Consider the following 18122-nt stretch of genomic DNA (forward strand, 5'->3'; position numbering starts at 1 on the left):
AGCTTAGTCCCCGGAGTGCCCGAGGTCGAGCCATGAGTGGGGGAATCGACGGTCGTCGGAGGAGACTCCCGGACCCCGAGTCACGCCGCTGGACGCTCTCGGACCTGCCGTGGCTGCTCGACGGCGAGTGGGTGGTGCAGTCGGTCGCGAACCGTATCGTCGCCAGCCGTGAGCACGCCGCGGTCGTCGTGACGCGCGAGCGTGGCGTCTACCGAGCGACGACGCGCATCCACGGCCTAGAGTACAACCACCACCAGTCGGTGACGCTGCCGGGCGCGCTCGCGGGTGTCCGGCGCGACCTGCGGCGAGAAGGCCGCTGAATCCACCGGGCGACGGCCCACCGGACCGTACCGAAACCACAGCCTCTTGTCCGCCCACGCCCTCGCTCCGCCAACGAATGAGCAGCGAGGCGACCGAGACGGAGGCGTTCGAGCAGGCGTGTGAGGCGCTCGTCCAGCGCATCCTCGCGGGGGAGGTCGACCGCGACGACGTCGAGAGCGAGAAACTGGCGGTCTGTTCGGAGTTCTCCGCGCCGAAGGTGCCCAAGAACTCGGAGATTCTCGACCACGCCGGTCCGGAGTTGCGCGAGGAACTCGAACCCGTCCTCCGGCGGAAACCGGTCCGTACCGCCTCCGGCGTCTCGCCCATCGCGGTGATGACCTCGCCGCACATGTGCCCCCACGGGAAGTGTCTCTACTGTCCGGGCGGCCCAGCCTCGGAGTTCGACTCCTCTCAGAGCTACACGGGTCACGAACCCGCCGCCGCCCGCGGCGTCCAGAACGACTACGACCCCTACGGGATGGTCACGCTCCGATTGGAGCAACTGCGCGAAATCGGGCACCCCGTCGACAAGGCCGAACTCATCGTGATGGGCGGGACGATGACCGCCCGCAGCCACGACTACCAGGAGCACTTCGTCAAGCGCTGTCTGGAGGCGATGAACGACTACGACGTGGAGAAGGAGCCCGAACCCGCACAGGACGAGAGCTTCGCGCAGGACCCCGCGGACTACGAGTTCAGCTACCTCGAGGACGTCGTCGCGGAGAACGAGACGGCCGACGTGCGCAACATCGGGACGACGTTCGAGACCAAACCGGACTGGTGTGACCCCGAGCAGGTCGACCGGATGCTCGCGCTCGGCGGGACGAAGGTCGAGGTCGGCGTCCAGACGACCTACGAGCGCATCAACCGCGAGATGCACCGCGGGCACGGTATCCAGGCCAGCGTCGACGCCAACCGCCGCCTGCGCGACGCCGGGTTCAAGGTGGGCTTTCACATGATGCCCGGCCAGCCGGGGATGACTCCCGAGATGTGTCTGGAGGACTTCCGAGAGCTGTTCGACTCGACCGACTGGCGACCGGACTACCTCAAGATATACCCCACGCTCGTCGTCCGGGGCACCCGCACCTACGACATGTGGCGACGCGACGAGTACGACCCGCTCACCAACGAGGAAGCCGCCGACCTCGTCGCGGAGATCAAGTCGATGATTCCGAAGTACACCCGCCTCCAGCGCGTCCAGCGTGACATCCCCGCGGACTTCATCGACGCCGGCGTCTGGAAGTCGAACCTCCGCCAACTCGCCCGCAAGCGCATGGACGAGCACGGCTGGACGTGTGACTGCATCCGCTGTCGCGAGGTCGGGATGAACGACGAGAGCCCCGAGTCCATCGAGATGGACACGCTCACCTACGAGGTGTGTGGCGGCACCGAGCAGTTCATCTCCTTCGAGGACCCCGAGAAGGACCTGCTCGTCGGGTTCTGTCGCCTGCGGTTCCCGAACGACCCAGTGCGCCGCGAACTGGAGAACGCCGCTATCGTCCGCGAACTCCACGTCTACGGCAACGAGGTCGGCGTGGGCCGCGAGCCGCGAGACGACGGTGGAACCGCGAGCGCCGACTCGGACGACGACTTCCAGCACAAAGGGTTCGGCAAGCGCCTGCTGGGGGAGGCCGAGCGCCGCGCCCGCGACGCCGGCTTCGACAAACTCGCCGTCATCTCCGGCATCGGCGTCCGCCAGTACTACCGCGAGAAACTGGGCTACTACCAGGACGGTCCGTACGTCTCGACGTCGCTGTAGAGAGGGTCCGGTGGTGGGTTGGTAGGGTTTTTGTCACCGGAGGAGAACAGTCGGTCGTGTCTCGCTCTCCACTCGCCGAATCGGCCCGAATCGTCGCGCTCGCCGCGAGTGTACTCGCAGCCGTCTCGATTCTCATCGGCGTCGGGGGGCTCGTCGTTACGATTCTGTTACTGACGGCCCTCGCTGGGGCCGCGACGATGGCGTTCGGCGACGATCGGCAACAGGAGGTTCGGCGTCGCACGAGCACGGCTCTCGACGACGTCGTCCAGACCGCACCCACTCGGTCCACAGACGCCGGCGAGGCTCCGATGGTCGATTCCGACGGGCCGACGACCGACGACGCCCTCGCGGAACTCCGCCGTCGGTACGCCGCGGGCGAACTCAGCGAACCCCAGTTCGAGGGTCGCGTCGAACGCTTGCTCGCCGACGAGGACGACCCCGACGACGCTCGTGCAGTCCTCGAACTCCGCTACGCTCGGGGCGAACTCTCCGACGAACAGTTCGACAGGAAACTCGCTCGACTCGACGGGACGCGGACCGTCGAGTCCGCCGAGCGCACGTTCGACCGCGACGCCGTCTCGGAGTCCTGACCGGGGTCGACGTCGGACTGCTCCGCTTTTCTCCCCGCGACCCCTCCGGACGAGCATGGAACGGGTCCGCGCAGACACCCACCGCCTCCAACTGGGCTGGACCGAACCGTTCGTCGTCAACGCCTACGTCTTCGAGGGCGAGGACGGCGTGACGCTCGTCGACACCGGGATGCCGCTCAACCGTCGGTCGCTCCGGGCCGAACTCGCGGCGGCGGGCTACGTGCCCGCGGACGTCGACCGCGTCCTGCTGACGCACTACGACCTCGACCACGTCGGCGGGCTGACCAGCCTCGCACACCGACTCGGGGGAGCGCGGTTCGACGCCGAGGTCTACCTCGGCGCGGGGGACGTGGCGCTCGTCCGGGGGACCGCCGACCCGCCGTGGGTCCACCACAAGGGAGCGTTCCACCGCCTCGCTCGCGAGCTGTTCGACCTCGACGGAGTGGCCTTCCGAGGCGTCGCCGAGGGCGACCGTATCGGGTCGTTCACCGCGTACCACACGCCCGGTCACAACCCCGGCCACACCGTGTACGTCCACGACGCCGGGGTCGCGTTCGTCGGCGACCTGCTGTGGGAGACCGACGGCGAACTGACGCCGCCGTTCTGGGGCGACAGCTACTCCATGCGCGAGTTGCGCGCCAGCATCCGGGCGTTCAGCGACCGGGCGGGGTCGTTCGAGGTGGTCTGTCCCGGCCACGGGACGCCGTTCGTCCGCGGCGGGAGCGACCGCGTCGCGGCGCTCTCTTCGCGCGTCGACTGAGCGGTCGGTGGCCCCGACACCTGCCCATTCGGGAGTGTTTTCACCTCGTCGGCGAAACGGTCGTGCGATGAGTGCCGACACGCCGCGAGAGCGCCTCCGAGAGAACGCGACGGGCATCGCCTCGACGCTGGTAACGGGCACCTGGCTCGCGGCGCTGTTCCTGGGTGTGGAGTGGTGGCTCCCGCTGATGCTGTTCGGCTACATCGTCGTCATCCCCATCGTCTCGTTGCTGTTTGGCGACGACGAGGACCGCGAGGAGTGGTGGGACGAGGACGGTCAGTCGGCGTGGTGGGGGACCAAGGAGGACTGGTTCGGGACGGGGTGGGGGAGCGACCCGGAGACGGACCGCGACACCGCGACGACCGCTTCGCCGGCCTCGACGCCGGACGAGACGCCGCTGGAGACCCTCAGACGTCGCTACGCGGCGGGTGAACTCACCGACGCCCAGTTCGAGGCGAAACTGGAACGCCTGCTGGAGACGGACACGCTGGAGAACGCCGAGGAGCGGGCGGCCCGGCGCGAGCGCGAGAGTCTCCGCGACCGAGACCGACTCGACGAGCGCGACCGGGAGTACGAGTGAGAGCGCCGGGCGACGCCCACCGACCGCAGCGGGAGCCGAGTGTCGCGGTGGACTACCGCGGTCCGCGTCTTTTTGCGTCGCACGGCCGTCGGTTCGGACATGACCGTCGCAATCGTCGGAGCCGGTGCAGCGGGTGCGGCCATCGCCTACGCGCTTCGAGACGCCGACGCCGACGTCACCGTCTTCGAGAAGTCCCGTGGCGTCTGTGGTCGGGCCGCGACCCGTCGCAAGGAGGGCTGTCGCTACGACTACGGCGCGAACTACGTCAAGGACGACGACGAGCGCGTCACCCGGCTGCTGACCGAGGAGTTGGACACGAACGGCCTCGTCGAGGTCGAAGAACCCGTCTGGACGTTCGACTCGGCGGGGGAGATATCGCCGGGGCGCGACAGCGACGAACGCAAGTGGACCTACGAGGACGGCATCACCCAGCTAGCCAAACGGCTGTTCGCGGCCACGGACGCGACGGTCCAGCGCGAGACGCGCGTCGAGACCGTCGCTCGCGAGGAGGGGCGGTGGTCGCTGGCCGACGCCGCCGACACCGTCCTCGGGTCGTTCGACACGGTCGTGCTCACGCCGCCGGCACCCCAGACCGCCGAGTTGCTCGCGGCGATGGCGTGGGACGACGACCGACGCGTCGCGGCGCACGACGCCGTCGCGGCCGTCGACTACGCGTCGGTGTTCACCGCCGTGCTCCACTACCCGTTCACCCTCGACCGCTCGTGGTACGCCCTGATCGACACCGACGGCGAGCACCCCGTCGGCTGGCTCGCCCGCGAGGAGCTCAAACCCGGCCACGTCCCCGAGGGCGAGAGCCTGCTGGTCGCCCAGATGGGCCACGACTGGTCGGGCGACCGCATCGACGACGACCGCGACCAGGTGCTCCGGGAGGCGGTGGGACACGTCGCGGAACTGCTCGACGACGACCGGTTCGCCGCCCCCGACTGGACCGACCGGCAGGGGTGGCGATACGCGCTCCCGGACGGCGGCGTCACGGGCGACGCCCACCGGTCGACGGAGGACGCCGGGCTCTACTTCGCTGGCGACTGGGTGGCCGGCGAAGCCCGCGTCCACGCCGCACTGCGCAACGGGTTCGCGGTCGGCGAGCGCATCGTGGAGGCGCGGAACGCGAAGACGTACTGACGACGGCTGCCTCGCGCGTCCGTCGTGCCGTCGGGAACCTGTGACCGAGGCGAGGGTTTTTGTCCTCCCTCTCAGAGTGCTAGCCGTCATCATGCAACGAGGGGTGTGTCCGTGCTGACCGAACGGGAGGGCGGTGACGTCGGGTTGCTCGACGCCGTCGCCATCGAGGTCGGTCTGGTCGTCGGCGGTGCGCTGTTCAGTCTCACCGGAGTCGCGACGGGAATCGCGGGCACGGGCGTGTTCGTCTCGTTCGCGCTCGCGTTCGGTATCGTCGTGCTCGGTCTCGTCCCGACGGCGATGTTGGGTGCGGCGTTCCCGACGACCGGCGGGAACTACCGCTACCCGCGGGCGTTCGTCTCGCCCTTTGTCGCCTTCCTCGCGGCGTGGGGGCTGGGCGTGAGCATGTTCGGCGGCGGGTTGCCGCTGTACGCGCTCACGTTCGGCCAGTACGTCGAGTCGCTGGTCGCCGTCGACCCCGTCGTCGTCGGCTTGGCGGTGCTCACCGCGTTCTTCCTCGTCAACCTCGCGGGCATCCACGTCGCCGCCCGCGTCCAGGTGCTGCTGTTCGTCGCGCTCGTCGCCGCACTCGGCGTGTTCGTCGTCGGTGGCGCACCGGCCGTCGACACCGCGAACCTGACGCCGCTGTTCTCGACTGGCCCGACGGGACTGGTCGCGGGCGCGGCCGTCCTCTACTTCGTCTGTCTGGGTGCGAACTTCGTCGTCGACATCGGCGGCGACGTCCGGGAGGCGACGGTCACGCTCCCGCAGTCGCTCGCCATCAGCGTCCCGCTCGTCCTCCTGTTGTACGTCGCGACGGCCGTCGTCGCCGTCGGGTCGGTCGGGGTCGGTGCGCTGACGGACGAACCGCTCACGGTCGCCGCCGACGCGTTCCTCTCGCCGGGGCTGCGTGGCTTCTTCGTCGTCGGTGGCGCGCTGTTCGCCATCACGACGTCCATCAACGCCGTGTTCATCATCGTCCCGAAGTACCTCGACGCGCTGGCGACCGACAGGTTGGTTCCGGGCGTCCTCGCGACGACGAACGACCGCTTCGGGACGCCACACTGGGGGCTGGCGCTGGTGTACCTGCTGTCGGTGCTGGCGCTCGTCAGCCCGCTCCCCATCGCGGAACTCGGGACGTTGCTCGGGTTCGGCGGCATCTTCCTCATCGTCCCCGTGATGCTCGCGGCCATCCGGGCGGTGCGTCGCCGACCCGAGGCGTTCGCGGCGGTCCCCTCGTACGTCGGGCGGCGCGCGACCACCGTCCTCGCGGCGAGCGCCGTGGTCTGCAACGCGCTCCTGTTCGTCGTCCTCGCCACCCAGTCGCCGGTCGTCTGTGCGACCTGGCTCGGTCTCGTCGCACTCGGCGCGGGCTACTACCTCGTCCGGACCCGACTCGGTGCCGGCGAGCGCGACCCCGACCCCGTCGTGGAGGGGTCGCTGTGAGGACCGGTGTCGTCGGCGCGGGCGTGATGGGTCGGGACATCGCCGGCCTGTTCGCCAACGGCGGCCACGACGTGACGCTCGTCGACGTCGACCCCGACGCGCTGGCGGCCGCTCGGGACTACCACCGCGAGACGCTCCGCGACGCGCTCGCCGACGCCGGTCTGGTCGCCGAGGACGACCCGGCCGAGCGCATCGTCTACGACCGGAGCATCGAATCGCTCGCGGACGCGCGGTTCGTCGTCGAGGCCGTCCCCGAGCGTCTCGGCCTGAAGCGGTCGTTGCTGGCGGACCTCGACGCGGTGCTCGACGCCGACACCGTCGTCGGGACGAACACCTCCTCGCTCACACCCTCGGCCATCGCCGCCGACTCCGAGCACCCCGAGCGTGTCGTCCTGTTCCACTTCGCCAACCCCGCCATCCCCCGGGACGTCGTCGAGATATCGGGCGACGACGCAAGCGACGCGGCCCTGAATCTGGCCGTCGAGGTTGCCGAGGACATCGGGAAACACCCCGTCGTCCTCGGTGCGGAGTACCGGGCGAACTGTCTCTCGCGGCTCTCGGCGAGCATCAAGTGCGCCGCGACGTGGGAGTTGCGCGTCGCCTCGCCCGCGGCCATCGACGGCGCGGCCCGCGCCATCGGGTTCGACCGCGGTCCCCTGGAGTTCATCGACCTCATCGGCCTCGACGTCCACCTCGCGACAGTCGACAACCTCGCGGAGGCGTACGGCGACCGATACGCCCCGCCCGCCGAGTCCCGCGAACGCATGGAGCGGATGCGCGAGGAGGGCCGCCTCGGCACGAAGACCGGCGAGGGGTTCTTCGAGTGGGACGGCGAGACCTGCCTCGTCCCAGAGACCGACGAGACGTACGACGTGACGCCCGTCGTCGCCGCCCTCGTCAACGAGGGCCACCGCCTCGTCGCCGACGGCGTGGCCGACGCGGAGACGGTCAACGACGTCCTGAAACGCGGCTCCGGGGGCGAGGTCGGGCCGTTCGACGTCGAGGCGATGCTGGGTTCGGAGTACCTCCGCGAGACGCTGGTGCGCCGCCACGAGGAGACCGGCGCGGGCGTCTACGACCCCGTCTTCTGACCGCCTCGGCGTGGATACACTCTTATCATCGGATACCTAACACGAACCATGGTCCTCCACACGGTCGGTCGCTGTCTCCTGCGGTACAGCCTCGTCTACGCCGGTCTCACCGTCGCGGTCGTCGCGATCGTCTTCGGCAGCGAACTCGCGGTGTTCAGTCTGTTCGGCGTCGGCCTCCTGCTGGTGCTGTTCGCGGTCGGTGCCAGCGACTACCGGGTCGTCGGGTCGAGCGTCCCCGAGGCGGGCCTCGCCCGGGGCCAACGAACCATCGTCAGCGAACACACCGCGATGCCACTGGACAAGGTGCTCCTCTTCTACGGGGTTGGCCTGGCGGTCATCGCCTTCGCGACGGTCGCCGTCGCCGGGGCGTACCTCGGGTAGGCCACGCTGCCGCCGAACCGCCCCACTCACTCGGGAGTTTCGTCGGCCGAATCGCGGGGCTCGTCGGTCGTCCCGCGAGTCTCGTCGAACCAGTCGGGGCGCTCGACCGTCGTCGACCCGACCGCCGAGTACCGGACCGTCTCGACCCCTTCGACGCGCGTCTCCGGGGCGTCGGCGAGTCGTCCCTCGAACTCGATGCGGTAGTGTTCGACCCGCCCTTCGTTCGTCAGTCGGACGGTGACCGTCGCCTGGGTGACCTCGACCCGTTCGCCACCGACCGTCAGGTTCCCGGCGGGTCCACGGAGTCGAAGTTCGAGGTCGCTCCCGGCCGGCGTGACGCTCACCGTCTCGGCACCGAGGTAGAACGGTTCGAGCGCGAGTTCCGCGCGCTGGCCGGGCGTTCCGAGCCTGACGACGTCGACGACGGCGGTCCCGTTCGGCCCCACCCCGCGGTAGTAGTGGCGCTGTCCGTCGTACCAGCCTTCGACGCGAGTCACAGGTCGGTCGAAAAACCGCGTGACGTCGCCGGTCCCGTTCGTCGTCGAGCGCGTCCGCCCGTGGTCGCTCGCGATCCGGGTCGTGGTAGTCGAGTCGACGAGGACGGTCCCGTTCGCCGCCGTGAGGGTCTGGTTCTGTCGCACGGTGAAACTGGTGTTCGCCAGCGCCGCGGTGTGGGCGTCGGCCAGCGCGAACGGGTCGTCGATACCGGTCGCGTCCAACCCGTCGGGCGGGTGTTCGAGGGGGTCGTCGGTGGGGACGGCCGCCGGGGACGAGGGGGCCCGCGTCTCGGCGTCGTTCCCGACCCCGCCGCTACAGCCGGCGAGACAGACGACCACGACGAGAGCGAGCGAGAGCGTACGGCGCACAGCCCACTATCGACGGGTCGTCTGTTCAATCTTCTGTGAGGTCCGGGCCTCACAGCTGGGTCGAGGCGGTCCGGTCGGCATCCTCAGACCAGCACCGGCGGTGCGGCGTACGGGTCGACCACCACGTCGAGCAGCGTCGGGCGGTCGCTGTCGACGGCCTCGGCGAGCGCTCCGGCGAGTCGCGACGGGTCCTCGATGCGTTCGGCCGCACAGCCGAAGCCGCGAGCGACCTGCGCGTAGTCGACGCTCGCGAAGTCCGTCGACTGGTCGACGGCGTAGTTCCCCAGTTGGCTCGCCTTCGAGGAGCCGAGCATCGCGTTGTCCGCGACGACGACGGTGACGGGGAGGTCCTCCCGGACGGCGGTCTCCAGGTCGGCGATGTGGTAGCCGAGACCGCCGTCGCCCGTCAGCACGACGACGGGTGCGTCGGGGCGAGCGACCTGGATGCCGAGCGCCTGCGGGAGGGCGTAGTTGATGCCGTCGCTCCCGCGAGCCTGGACGTAGCCCAGACCGGCGCGGGGCACCTCGTGGAACGCTCCCGAGAAGAACCCGGAGTAGCTGGTCGCACTGACGAGGACGCCGTCGTCGGGCAGCGCGGTCCCGATGTCGGCGACGACGCGGGCCGGGCGGATGGGCGTCGCGTCGCTCTCCAGTTCGTCGCGGTGGTGTTCCTGCCAGTCGGCGCGGTCGGCCGCCAGCGACTCGACGCGACCCGCTCGGTCGGCGAACTCGTCGTCGTCGAGCGCGCCGGTCAGCGACTCGACGGCGGCCCGGAGGTCGGCGGCAATCGCCACCTCGGCGTCGTAGTTCCGGCCGAGCCAGGCGGGGTCGCGGTCGACGTGGACCACCGTCGCATCGTCGTCGAGCAGCGACCAGCCGACGGTCGTGAGTTCGCCGAGCCGACAGCCCAGCGCGAGGACGAGGTCCGCGTCCGCGACGGCGTCGTTCGCCACCTGGCAGAACCCCCAGCGGCCGACGACGCCCAGCGCGTACGGGGCCGTCTCGGCGACCGCTCCCTTCCCGTTCATCGAGGTGACGACGGGTGTGTTCGTCGTCTCGGCGAACGCGACGAGCGCCCGGTGGGCCGCCGCGCGGTGGACGCCCTCGCCGGCGACGACGACCGGTCGCTCCGCCGCGCGGAGTAGGTCGGTCGCTCGCTCGACGTCCTCGGGGTCGGGGTGGGGACGGTCGGCGGGGAAGTCGGCGGCGACGGTACGCTCGGTCGTCTCACCGCTCGTCTCCGCACGAAGTACGTCCTCGGGAACGTTGAGGTGGACGGGACCGGGGACGCCGCCGACCGCCTCGCGGAGCAACGACGCGGTGTCGTCGAGAACGCGCTCCGGCGTCACCGCGTCGGCGCTCGCCGCCACGTGTGGCGCGAGGATGGCCTCGTTGTCGGCGTCCTGGATGACGCCGGTGCCGCGGGTGGCGACGGGGTTGTCGCCGGTGAGCGCGAAGACGGGCGAGGACGCGCCGGTGGCCTCGACCAGACCGACGCCGAGGTTCGCCGCGCCGGGGCCGCCGACGCCGTCGACGACGCCGACCCGACCGCTGGCGCGGGCGTAGCCGTCCGCCATGATGGCCGCGCTCGCCTCGCTGCGGGCGAGGACGTGCCGGAGGTCGGAGTCGGCGAGGCTGGCGTAGTACGGGTCCATCTGCTCGCAGGGGAAACCGAACACGGTGTCGAGGCCGGCGCGCTCGAACAGTGCGACGAGGTCGTCGGTCACCGGCATCGCGTCGCCTCCACGGGAGGGTCGGTTCGTGGTCGCATACCACAATCGACACACCGACCGACAAATAACTAGCCTCGGAGGGATTCCACGCGACTCGTGCCCGATTGGTCCCCAGGTGGGCCGTCAGGCCAGCGGCAGGAGGGTCGGGAGGTGTCTCCCCGGGGCGACGACTCCCGCGCCGTGGTCGAACTCGACGACGTTCGCCTCGGCGAGTTTCGGGAGGTGGTGGTGGACGAGGTCGACGAGGACTCGTCTGCGTCGGTCGTCGCCGACTCCCGACGAGTCCCGTGACGCGTCGGCGACGATCTCGGTGGCCAACGCATCGAGTTGCCACTCGACGGGGTGCGTTCCGAGCAGACGGACGACCGCACGGCGCGAACCGTGGCGCATGAGGTCGTAGGCGGTGTCCTTCGAGAGGCTCTGGGGGTCGTATCCTGTGAGCGGAAACATGTGGGGGTGGGGGGTTGTGGAGTTGTTCGTCTCGCTGTTCGACCGCTGCCGGTCGGGTGTATCGCGTCCGGCCGGTCACCGTGCGGCCCGTCGTGGACGGACCGACGGTGGTGGCTCACCGTCGAGGCGAACCACACGCGACGCAGGTCGAGTCACCGAATAAACATTTCCGGAGATTCCACCCAAATCTGTTCGGAGTTACACGTTCGTCGGGGAGTCTGGTGGAGGGAAGTGGAACGGAGCGGAGTGGGTGGTGTGAAGGGGAGTCGGACGACGACCGTGGCACCGCGGCGTCACTCCACGAGTTCGACGTACGTCCGGAGCTTCTCGCTGGCGGCCTCGAGCACCGACGAGCCGTGGTAGACCAGTCCGACCTCGAAGTCGTACTCGCGGAGCTTCGCGAGGCTCTCTTCGGCCAACAGGAGGTCTTCGGAGTAGACGCCCGGTGGGAGGTGGAAGTGGCCCTTCGGGAGCCCCCGCTGGTCCGCGCCACTGGCGGCGTCGGCCATGACGGCGACCCCCCGGTCCTCGTTCACGAGCAGGTGCTGGTGGGCGCGGTGGCCCGGCGCGTGGACGGCCTCGAACCCGGCGAAGGTGTCGCCCTCGCCGTAGAACTCGTGAGCCGACTCGACGTCCGGGTTCGACCCCTCCGGGAGGTAGAGGTCGCAGCCGTACTCGGCGCAGACCGCGTCGACACCGCCGACGTGGTCGCCGTCGGCGTGGGTGACGACGACCTGCTCGGGCGTGACACCCGTCGACTCGATGCCCGCGAGGAGCGCGTCGGTGGTGTCGGGCAGGCCGGCGTCGAACAGCGTCGGCACGTCGGCGTCGGCGAGGAACGCCCGAATACGGCCGGTATCACGCTCGACGCAGGTGACGTCGTAGATACCGTCGACCCGTTCGACCACGTCCGTGTCGGCTGTTGTCATGGCTGAGCGTGGGCGGGCCGAGCGGATACGTGTTCTGGCGGTGGCAGGTACACGACGAGACCGTGAGAGGCGGTGCCGACGGACCGATATCCCTTTTCACTCCGCCCGTAGACCGTGTGGGTATGGAACGAAAGCGCGAGTTGACGAGCGTCGACTGCGCGGCCCTCGCGCGCGAACTCGGCAAGTACGAGGGCGCGAAGGTCGACAAGGCATACCTCTACGGCGAGGACATGCTGCGGCTGAAACTCCGGGACTTCGAGCGTGGCCGCCTCGAACTGCTCGTGGAGGTCGGCGAGCCGAAACGCGCCCACCTCGCGGCCCAGGAGCACGTCCCCGACGCCCCGGGGCGTCCGCCGAACTTCGCGATGATGCTCCGCAACCGCATCACGAGCGCGGACTTCGCCGGGGTCGAACAGTTCGAGTTCGACCGCATCCTCACCTTCCACTTCGAGCGCGACGACGGCGACACCCACATCGTCGCCGAGCTGTTCGGCGACGGCAACGTCGCGGTCTGTGACGACAACTACGAGGTGCTCGGCAGTCTGGAGACCGTCCGTCTCAAGTCCCGGACCGTCGCGCCAGGGTCGCTGTACGACTATCCCTCTTCGCGCTTCAACCCGCTGAAGGTCGACGAGGAGGGGTTCACCGCTCGGATGCAGCAGTCCGACACGGACGTGGTTCGGACCATCGCCACCCAACTCAACTTCGGTGGGCTGTGGGCAGAGGAGCTGTGTACCCGCGCCGGCGTCGAGAAGACGAAGGACATCGCGGACGCCACCGAGGAGGACTACGCCGCGCTGTACGAACAGCTCGACCGCCTCCGGACCGTCCTGCGCTCGGGCGAGTTCGACCCACGGGTGTACTACGAGTCCGTCGACGGCGACGGGAGCGGCGACGACGGGAACGGGGACGACGCCGACGGCGAGAACGAGGTCCGTGCGGACGTCACGCCCGTCCCCCTCGAAGAGTACGAGGGCAAGCACGCCGAGGTGTTCTCGAACTTCAACGACGCGCTCGACGACTACTTCTTCAACTTCGAGCGCGACCCCGGCGACGAGGCGACCGGTGGGGGAGCGTCTTCACGCCCCGACTTCGAAGAGGAGATCGCGAAGTTCGAGCGCATCATCGCCCAGCAGGAGGGTGCAATCGACAGCTTCGACGAGGACGCCCAGGAGGAACGCGAGCGCGCCGAACTGCTGTACGCGCGCTACGACCTCGTCGACGACGTCATCTCGGCGGTCCAGTCCGCCCGCGCGGAGGACGTGCCGTGGGACGACATCGCCGCCCGGTTCGAGGAGGGCGCGGAGAAGGGCATCGAGGCGGCCGAGGCCGTCGACGACGTGAACGGTGCGCAGGGTACCGTCACCCTCGTCGTCGACGACACGCGCGTCACCGTCGACCCCTCGATGGGCGTCGAGAAGAACGCCGACCGCCTCTATCAGGAGGCGAAGCGTGTCGAGGAGAAGAAGGAGGGTGCACTCGCGGCCATCGAGGACACGCGCGAACAGCTCGAAGACGCGAAACAGCGCCGCGACGACTGGGAAGCCCCCGACGAACCGGACGAGGACGACGAGTCGATGGCCGACGTCGACTGGCTCTCGCGGGCGTCGATTCCGCGGCGACGCGACGAGCAGTGGTACGAGCGCTTTCGCTGGTTCCGCACGAGCGACGGCTACCTCGTGCTCGGCGGGCGCAACGCCGACCAGAACGAGGAGTTGGTCAAGAAGTACACCGAGAAGCACGACCGTTTCCTCCACACCCAGGCCCACGGCGCGCCCGTCACCATCCTGAAGGCGAGCGAACCGAACGAGCCCTCCGAGGCCGTCGACTTCCCCGACAGTTCGCTCGAACAGGCCGCGCAGTTCGCCATCACCTACTCGTCGGTGTGGAAGGACGGCCAGTTCGCCGGCGACGTCTACATGGCCGAACCGAGCCAGGTGTCGAAGACTCCCGAGAGCGGCGAGTACGTCGAGAAGGGGTCGTTCGTCGTCCGCGGCGACCGCACGTACTTCCGGGACACGCCCGTCGGCTGTGCGGTCGGTATCGCCGTCGAACCGCAGACGCAGGTGCTCGGCGGACCGCCCGAAGCCGTCGAACCGCGAACCGAGACCTCGATTCGCCTCGAACCCGGCCAGTACGCCCAGAACGACATGGCGAAGATGCTCTACCGGGAGTTCAAGGGCCGCTTCGAGGACCAGACGTTCGTCCGGAAGGTGGCGAGCGCCGACCGCATCCAGGAGTTCCTCCCGAACGGCGGCAGTCGGATGGCAGAGGAGTAGGGCGAGTCGAGCGCAGACGAGACTCGCCGGGATGCGAACGGGGAGCGGTTGCGACCCGTGAGTAGCGAGGCCGACCGCAGGGAGGCCTCGACCATCCGAACGGGAGGTCGAGTGAGTGCCCGTGACGCCTCTTCAGTCCTCGATGGGGACGTCGACGCCCAACTGCGAGAACAGCGAGGTCATCCCCACCATCGAGGCCATCTCGGTTATCTTCCCGTCCTCGACGCGCCGATAGTGGTAGCCGTCGACCTCGATACGGGTACCGGTCGGTTCGATGCCCCGGAAGGTTCCCTCGTGAGTGCCGGTGACGGTGACGTACTCCATCACTTCGTCGCCCTCGGCGACGAGCGCGTGGGACACCTCCGCCAGGTCCGGGAACGCCGAGAACCACTCGCGATACAGGCTCTTGACGTCCTCGCGGCTGACGACGAGGTCGTCGGTCCCAGTGCGAGTCAACCGGACCCGGACGTCCTCGGCGTACAGGTCGTCGACGGCGTCGACGTTCTTGTTCTCGGTCAGTTCGACGGACTCGCGGCGTACGAGGTCCTTGTTGGCCTCCGTCTCTGTGGTCGCCATGGTGTGCTCCGCGTCTCCCCCACCTATCACGCGACCGACCGGCCACACGGAGGACGCGGTTCGTGTTGCCACCGTGTCAGCATCAAGCTGTCTGCGTTCCGACCCGGTGACTCTCCGGGAGGTGCGAACGAGCAGGCCGAAGACGCGATGTCGGCGGTGTCCGCTCAGTCGAACTTGTCGATGACGGGGATGCCGACGGTCTCGAAGTCGGTCATGGACTCGAGGCGCGAGGTGACGTCGTCGAGTTCGACCGTCTCGCTGACGACGGCGCTGGGGTCGATCTTCCCGGTCTGGACCATGCGGAATATCTCGTCGTAGCGCGTCGGTGGCATCCCGAGCGAGCCGATGAACTCGATCTCCTGCATCACCATCGCGTCGGTCGGCACCGACACCATCCCCTGTTCGTCCTGTGTCGTCAGGCCGATCTGGATGTGCTGACCACGGTTGCCGAGACTGAGGATGGAGTTCTGACACGTCGTCGCGATACCGAGGGCGTCGACGCTGACGTTGGCCGCCCCGCCCGCGAGGTCCTTGACCGCCTCGGGGACGTCCTCGGCCTCGCCGGCGTTGACGACCTCGGACGCACCGAGTTCTTTCGCTTTGTCGAGTTTGTCGTCCATCAGGTCGACGGCGATGACGTTCGCGCCGAGGGCGTTCCCGATGTGGACCGCCGAGAGACCGACACCGCCACAGCCGTGGACGGCCAGCCAGTCACCCGCCCCGATGTCGGCGCGGTGAGCGAGGCCGTGGAAAGCGGTCATGAACCGACAGCCCAGACCGGCCATGTCCGTCGAGGAGACGCCGTCCGGGAGTTTGACGAGATTGTGGTTCGCCGCCGGGACGTGCATCTGTTCGGCGAACGCACCCTGAACCTGTTCGACGAACCCGAGCGGCATCACGTTCTCGCAGGTGTTGGAGTGGCCGGTCCGGCACTCGTGACAGGTGCCGTCGCCGATGTTGAACGGGACGGCGACGTGGTCGCCCTCCTGGACCTCCGTCACGTTCTCGCCGACCTCGACGACGTGACCGGCCGGTTCGTGGCCGAGAATCTGGCCGGACTGGGGCTGGATGCCCAGCCAGTCCCAGTCGCCCTGCCAGCCGTGCCAGTCCGACCGGCAGATACCACAGGCCTCCAACTCGATGACGGCACCGTCGGGCGTCACCTGCGGAGCGTCTACGTCTTCGATTTCGAGCGGTTCGCCGTGTTCCTTGAGAACTGCTGCTCGCATAGCATATGTTGGTTGGTACCTCTTCCCATAAGCCTAATTTCGTGACGAGAGAGTGTATCGAAAAACGTTCAGTCTTACACGTTTCGAGTGAACGACTGGACACTCTCACGTGGATTCCGCCGAACGAGCGGCACAGAACGTGGCCAAAGGGACACAGTGTGAGCACGCGGCGACGGAGGGTGGTGCGTCGGAGCGGCGGACCGACGCCTCCGAGATAGCAGGACACTTCCCGGCCGCCCGCACACCTCGACCATGCGCATCGCGGACCGCTACCACGTCGAGGGCGGGAAGGAGAAGATAACGCTCGTTCCCGAGACGCTCGACGACCTCTGGCATCTCAACTACATCCTCGAACCCGGCGACCTCGTCGGCGGCGACACCCACCGACGGGTCCGCCGCGACGACGAGCAACTGCGCGACTCCGGCGGCGAGCGCGAACACATGTACGTCACGTTGAACGTCGACGAGACGGAGTTCGCCCGCTTCGCGAACCGCTTGCGAGTGTCGGGGGTCATCGAGGACTGCTCGCGGGAGGATCAACTCGGCTTCCACCACACGCTCAACGTCGAGGGAAACGAGGAGTTGGAGGTCACCAAACACTGGAAACCCGACCAGCTCGACCGGCTGGAGGAGGCCGTCGAGGCGACCGAGACTGCCGACGTCGCCGTCGCCACCGTCGAGGAGGGCGCGGCCCACGTCCACACCGTCGCCCAGTACGGCGCGGAAGAGCGCGTCGCGCTGACGGGGACGACCGGGAAAGGCGAGTTCGCTCAGGGACGCGACCAGTTGTTCGCCGAACTCACGACGGTGCTCCAGCGGATGGACGTCGACGCCATCATCCTCGCCGGGCCGGGGTTCACGAAACAGGACGCGCTCGACTACATCGAGGAGAACGCCCGCGACCTCACCGAGAAGATAACGGTCGTCGACACGAGCGCCGTCGGCGACCGCGGGGTCCACGAGGTCCTCAAACGCGGCGCGGTCGAGGACGTACAGGCCGAGACCCGCATCACCCGCGAGGCCGAACTCATCGACGAGTTGATGAGCGAGATCGGGCAGGGCGCGAAGGCGGCCTACGGCGTCGAAGAGGTCCAGAAGGCCGTCGAGTTCGGCGCGGTCGAGACCCTGCTCGTCGTCGACGAGCGCCTCCGCCTCGAACGCGCCGGCGAGGGCGAGTGGGACGCCGACGCCAACGCGCTGCTCGAATCGGTCGACCAGAAAGGCGGGGACGTGGTCGTGTTCTCCCACGAGTTCGACCCCGGCGAGCAGTTGGCGAACCTCGGTGGCATCGCCGCGATTCTCCGCTACCGACTGCAGTGAGCGGTCCTCGCGAGACGTCCCCGCGTCCGGTGACGGCGTTCGTGCCCGCCCATCGTCTCAGACCAACTCGACCTGACGCGACTCGGAGTCCGGGAGGTCACGCAACACCGTCACGGTCCCCTCGAACGCCTCGACGACCTCGTCGACGACGTCGCGCGCACCGACCGCCCCCAGCGAGGAGCGCCGGCGGTCCGAGAGGAAGACGTGGCCGCAGGCGCGTTCGCTCGCCTCGACGAGGATGCGGTCCGGTTCCCGCCCGACGACGCCGACGCAGTCGTACTCGACGGGGACTCCCTCCAGCGCCTCGCGCGCGACGTACTCGGCCGAACAGCGGCGCTCGGTCTCCGCCTGTGCGAGCGTGAACCGACCGAACCCGGCCAGGCGTTCCCTGGCGTGGCGGCGGTCGGCGAACGCGCCGCTCGGCATCACGTTGAGGACGGTCAGTCGACCACCGGTCCAGGCGACGTACCGACCCGCTGCACGGACGAGTTCGCGGTCCGCCGCGGCACCCTCGACGCTCACCAGTGCGTTCGCCCGGTCGACCCCCCACGCGGACGGGTCTCCGTCCGACGCTGTTCTCGACATACACCCTCTCGGGCAGCCGTCCGTATGAACCGCAGCCAAGTCCAGAGTGAAAGTGTAGCAACGGCGCTCGTACCGCCGAGGCGCGGC

General features: G+C 69.0%; 18 protein-coding genes. 11 read left to right on the forward strand and 7 right to left on the reverse strand.

Annotation, left to right across the window (positions count from 1 at the left end):
- Positions 1 to 32: 32 nt before the first annotated feature.
- From M1L36_RS18120 to M1L36_RS18160, 9 genes are all read left to right on the forward strand, one after another.
- On the forward strand, positions 33 to 320 hold the full coding sequence (locus M1L36_RS18120) for a hypothetical protein (protein WP_250875144.1): 288 nt from the start codon (positions 33 to 35) through the stop codon (positions 318 to 320).
- Positions 321 to 397: 77 nt separating this feature from the next.
- Positions 398 to 2080 carry a tRNA uridine(34) 5-carboxymethylaminomethyl modification radical SAM/GNAT enzyme Elp3 gene (locus M1L36_RS18125; protein WP_250875145.1) on the forward strand — a complete coding sequence of 561 codons (1683 nt, stop codon included), beginning with the start codon at positions 398 to 400 and terminating at the stop codon, positions 2078 to 2080.
- A 56-nt stretch (positions 2081 to 2136) separates the two neighbouring features.
- Positions 2137 to 2670 (forward strand): SHOCT domain-containing protein, encoded by a 534-nt coding sequence (locus M1L36_RS18130; protein WP_250875146.1) that lies wholly within the window; start codon positions 2137 to 2139, stop codon positions 2668 to 2670.
- A gap of 55 nt (positions 2671 to 2725) precedes the next feature.
- Positions 2726 to 3430: an MBL fold metallo-hydrolase gene (locus tag M1L36_RS18135; protein ID WP_250875147.1), complete on the forward strand. Its 705-nt coding sequence runs from the start codon at positions 2726 to 2728 to the stop codon at positions 3428 to 3430.
- Positions 3431 to 3497: 67 nt separating this feature from the next.
- Positions 3498 to 4010, forward strand: a complete 513-nt coding sequence (locus tag M1L36_RS18140) for an SHOCT domain-containing protein (RefSeq protein WP_250875148.1) — start codon at positions 3498 to 3500, stop codon at positions 4008 to 4010.
- A 99-nt stretch (positions 4011 to 4109) separates the two neighbouring features.
- Positions 4110 to 5153 carry an NAD(P)/FAD-dependent oxidoreductase gene (locus M1L36_RS18145; protein ID WP_250875149.1) on the forward strand — a complete coding sequence of 348 codons (1044 nt, stop codon included), beginning with the start codon at positions 4110 to 4112 and terminating at the stop codon, positions 5151 to 5153.
- Positions 5154 to 5264: 111 nt separating this feature from the next.
- Complete coding sequence (locus M1L36_RS18150; protein WP_250875150.1) at positions 5265 to 6596, forward strand: APC family permease; 1332 nt, start codon at positions 5265 to 5267, stop codon at positions 6594 to 6596.
- Entirely contained in the window at positions 6593 to 7687 is a 1095-nt protein-coding gene (locus M1L36_RS18155) for a 3-hydroxyacyl-CoA dehydrogenase (RefSeq protein WP_250875151.1), read from the forward strand. The genes M1L36_RS18150 and M1L36_RS18155 overlap by 4 nt, the downstream gene beginning before the upstream one ends.
- A 48-nt stretch (positions 7688 to 7735) precedes the next feature.
- Positions 7736 to 8068 (forward strand): DUF8070 family membrane protein, encoded by a 333-nt coding sequence (locus M1L36_RS18160; protein ID WP_250875152.1) that lies wholly within the window; start codon positions 7736 to 7738, stop codon positions 8066 to 8068.
- Positions 8069 to 8094: 26 nt separating this feature from the next.
- Here the strand turns inward: M1L36_RS18160 and M1L36_RS18165 are convergent, their stop codons facing one another.
- The 4 genes from M1L36_RS18165 to M1L36_RS18180 all read right to left on the reverse strand — a co-directional run bounded on the left by M1L36_RS18165 (position 8095) and on the right by M1L36_RS18180 (position 12046).
- Entirely contained in the window at positions 8095 to 8934 is an 840-nt protein-coding gene (locus M1L36_RS18165; protein ID WP_250875153.1) for a hypothetical protein, read from the reverse strand.
- Positions 8935 to 9017: 83 nt separating this feature from the next.
- On the reverse strand, positions 9018 to 10667 hold the full coding sequence (locus tag M1L36_RS18170) for a thiamine pyrophosphate-binding protein (protein WP_250875154.1): 1650 nt from the start codon (positions 10665 to 10667) through the stop codon (positions 9018 to 9020).
- A gap of 123 nt (positions 10668 to 10790) precedes the next feature.
- Positions 10791 to 11117, reverse strand: coding sequence for a DUF7344 domain-containing protein (locus M1L36_RS18175; protein ID WP_250875155.1), 327 nt, complete (start codon positions 11115 to 11117; stop codon positions 10791 to 10793).
- Positions 11118 to 11410: 293 nt separating this feature from the next.
- Complete coding sequence (locus M1L36_RS18180; RefSeq protein ID WP_250875156.1) at positions 11411 to 12046, reverse strand: MBL fold metallo-hydrolase; 636 nt, start codon at positions 12044 to 12046, stop codon at positions 11411 to 11413.
- 122 nt (positions 12047 to 12168) lie between these two features.
- On the opposite strand from M1L36_RS18180, the gene rqcH reads away from it, so the two are divergent.
- Positions 12169 to 14325: a ribosome rescue protein RqcH gene (gene rqcH / locus M1L36_RS18185; RefSeq protein ID WP_250875157.1), complete on the forward strand. Its 2157-nt coding sequence runs from the start codon at positions 12169 to 12171 to the stop codon at positions 14323 to 14325.
- Positions 14326 to 14457: 132 nt separating this feature from the next.
- Here rqcH and M1L36_RS18190 read toward each other — a convergent pair whose 3' ends face one another.
- Complete coding sequence (locus M1L36_RS18190) at positions 14458 to 14901, reverse strand: ester cyclase (protein WP_250875158.1); 444 nt, start codon at positions 14899 to 14901, stop codon at positions 14458 to 14460.
- Between the two features lie 164 nt (positions 14902 to 15065).
- A complete protein-coding gene (locus tag M1L36_RS18195; RefSeq protein ID WP_250875159.1) occupies positions 15066 to 16130 on the reverse strand; it encodes a zinc-dependent alcohol dehydrogenase family protein in 1065 nt (354 codons plus the stop codon).
- 252 nt (positions 16131 to 16382) lie between these two features.
- Here M1L36_RS18195 and M1L36_RS18200 point away from each other — a divergent pair, with 252 nt between their 5' ends.
- The gene (locus M1L36_RS18200; RefSeq protein ID WP_250875160.1) at positions 16383 to 17450 is read left to right on the forward strand and encodes an mRNA surveillance protein pelota; all 1068 of its coding nucleotides are present in this window, start codon (positions 16383 to 16385) and stop codon (positions 17448 to 17450) included.
- A 57-nt stretch (positions 17451 to 17507) separates the two neighbouring features.
- Here the strand turns inward: M1L36_RS18200 and M1L36_RS18205 are convergent, their stop codons facing one another.
- Positions 17508 to 18035: a universal stress protein gene (locus tag M1L36_RS18205; protein ID WP_250875161.1), complete on the reverse strand. Its 528-nt coding sequence runs from the start codon at positions 18033 to 18035 to the stop codon at positions 17508 to 17510.
- Between the last annotated feature and the right edge of the window lie 87 nt (positions 18036 to 18122).

Origin of the sequence: Halomarina rubra (genome assembly GCF_023699475.1) — an archaeon.
GTDB classification, from domain to species: domain Archaea; phylum Halobacteriota; class Halobacteria; order Halobacteriales; family Haloarculaceae; genus Halomarina; species Halomarina rubra.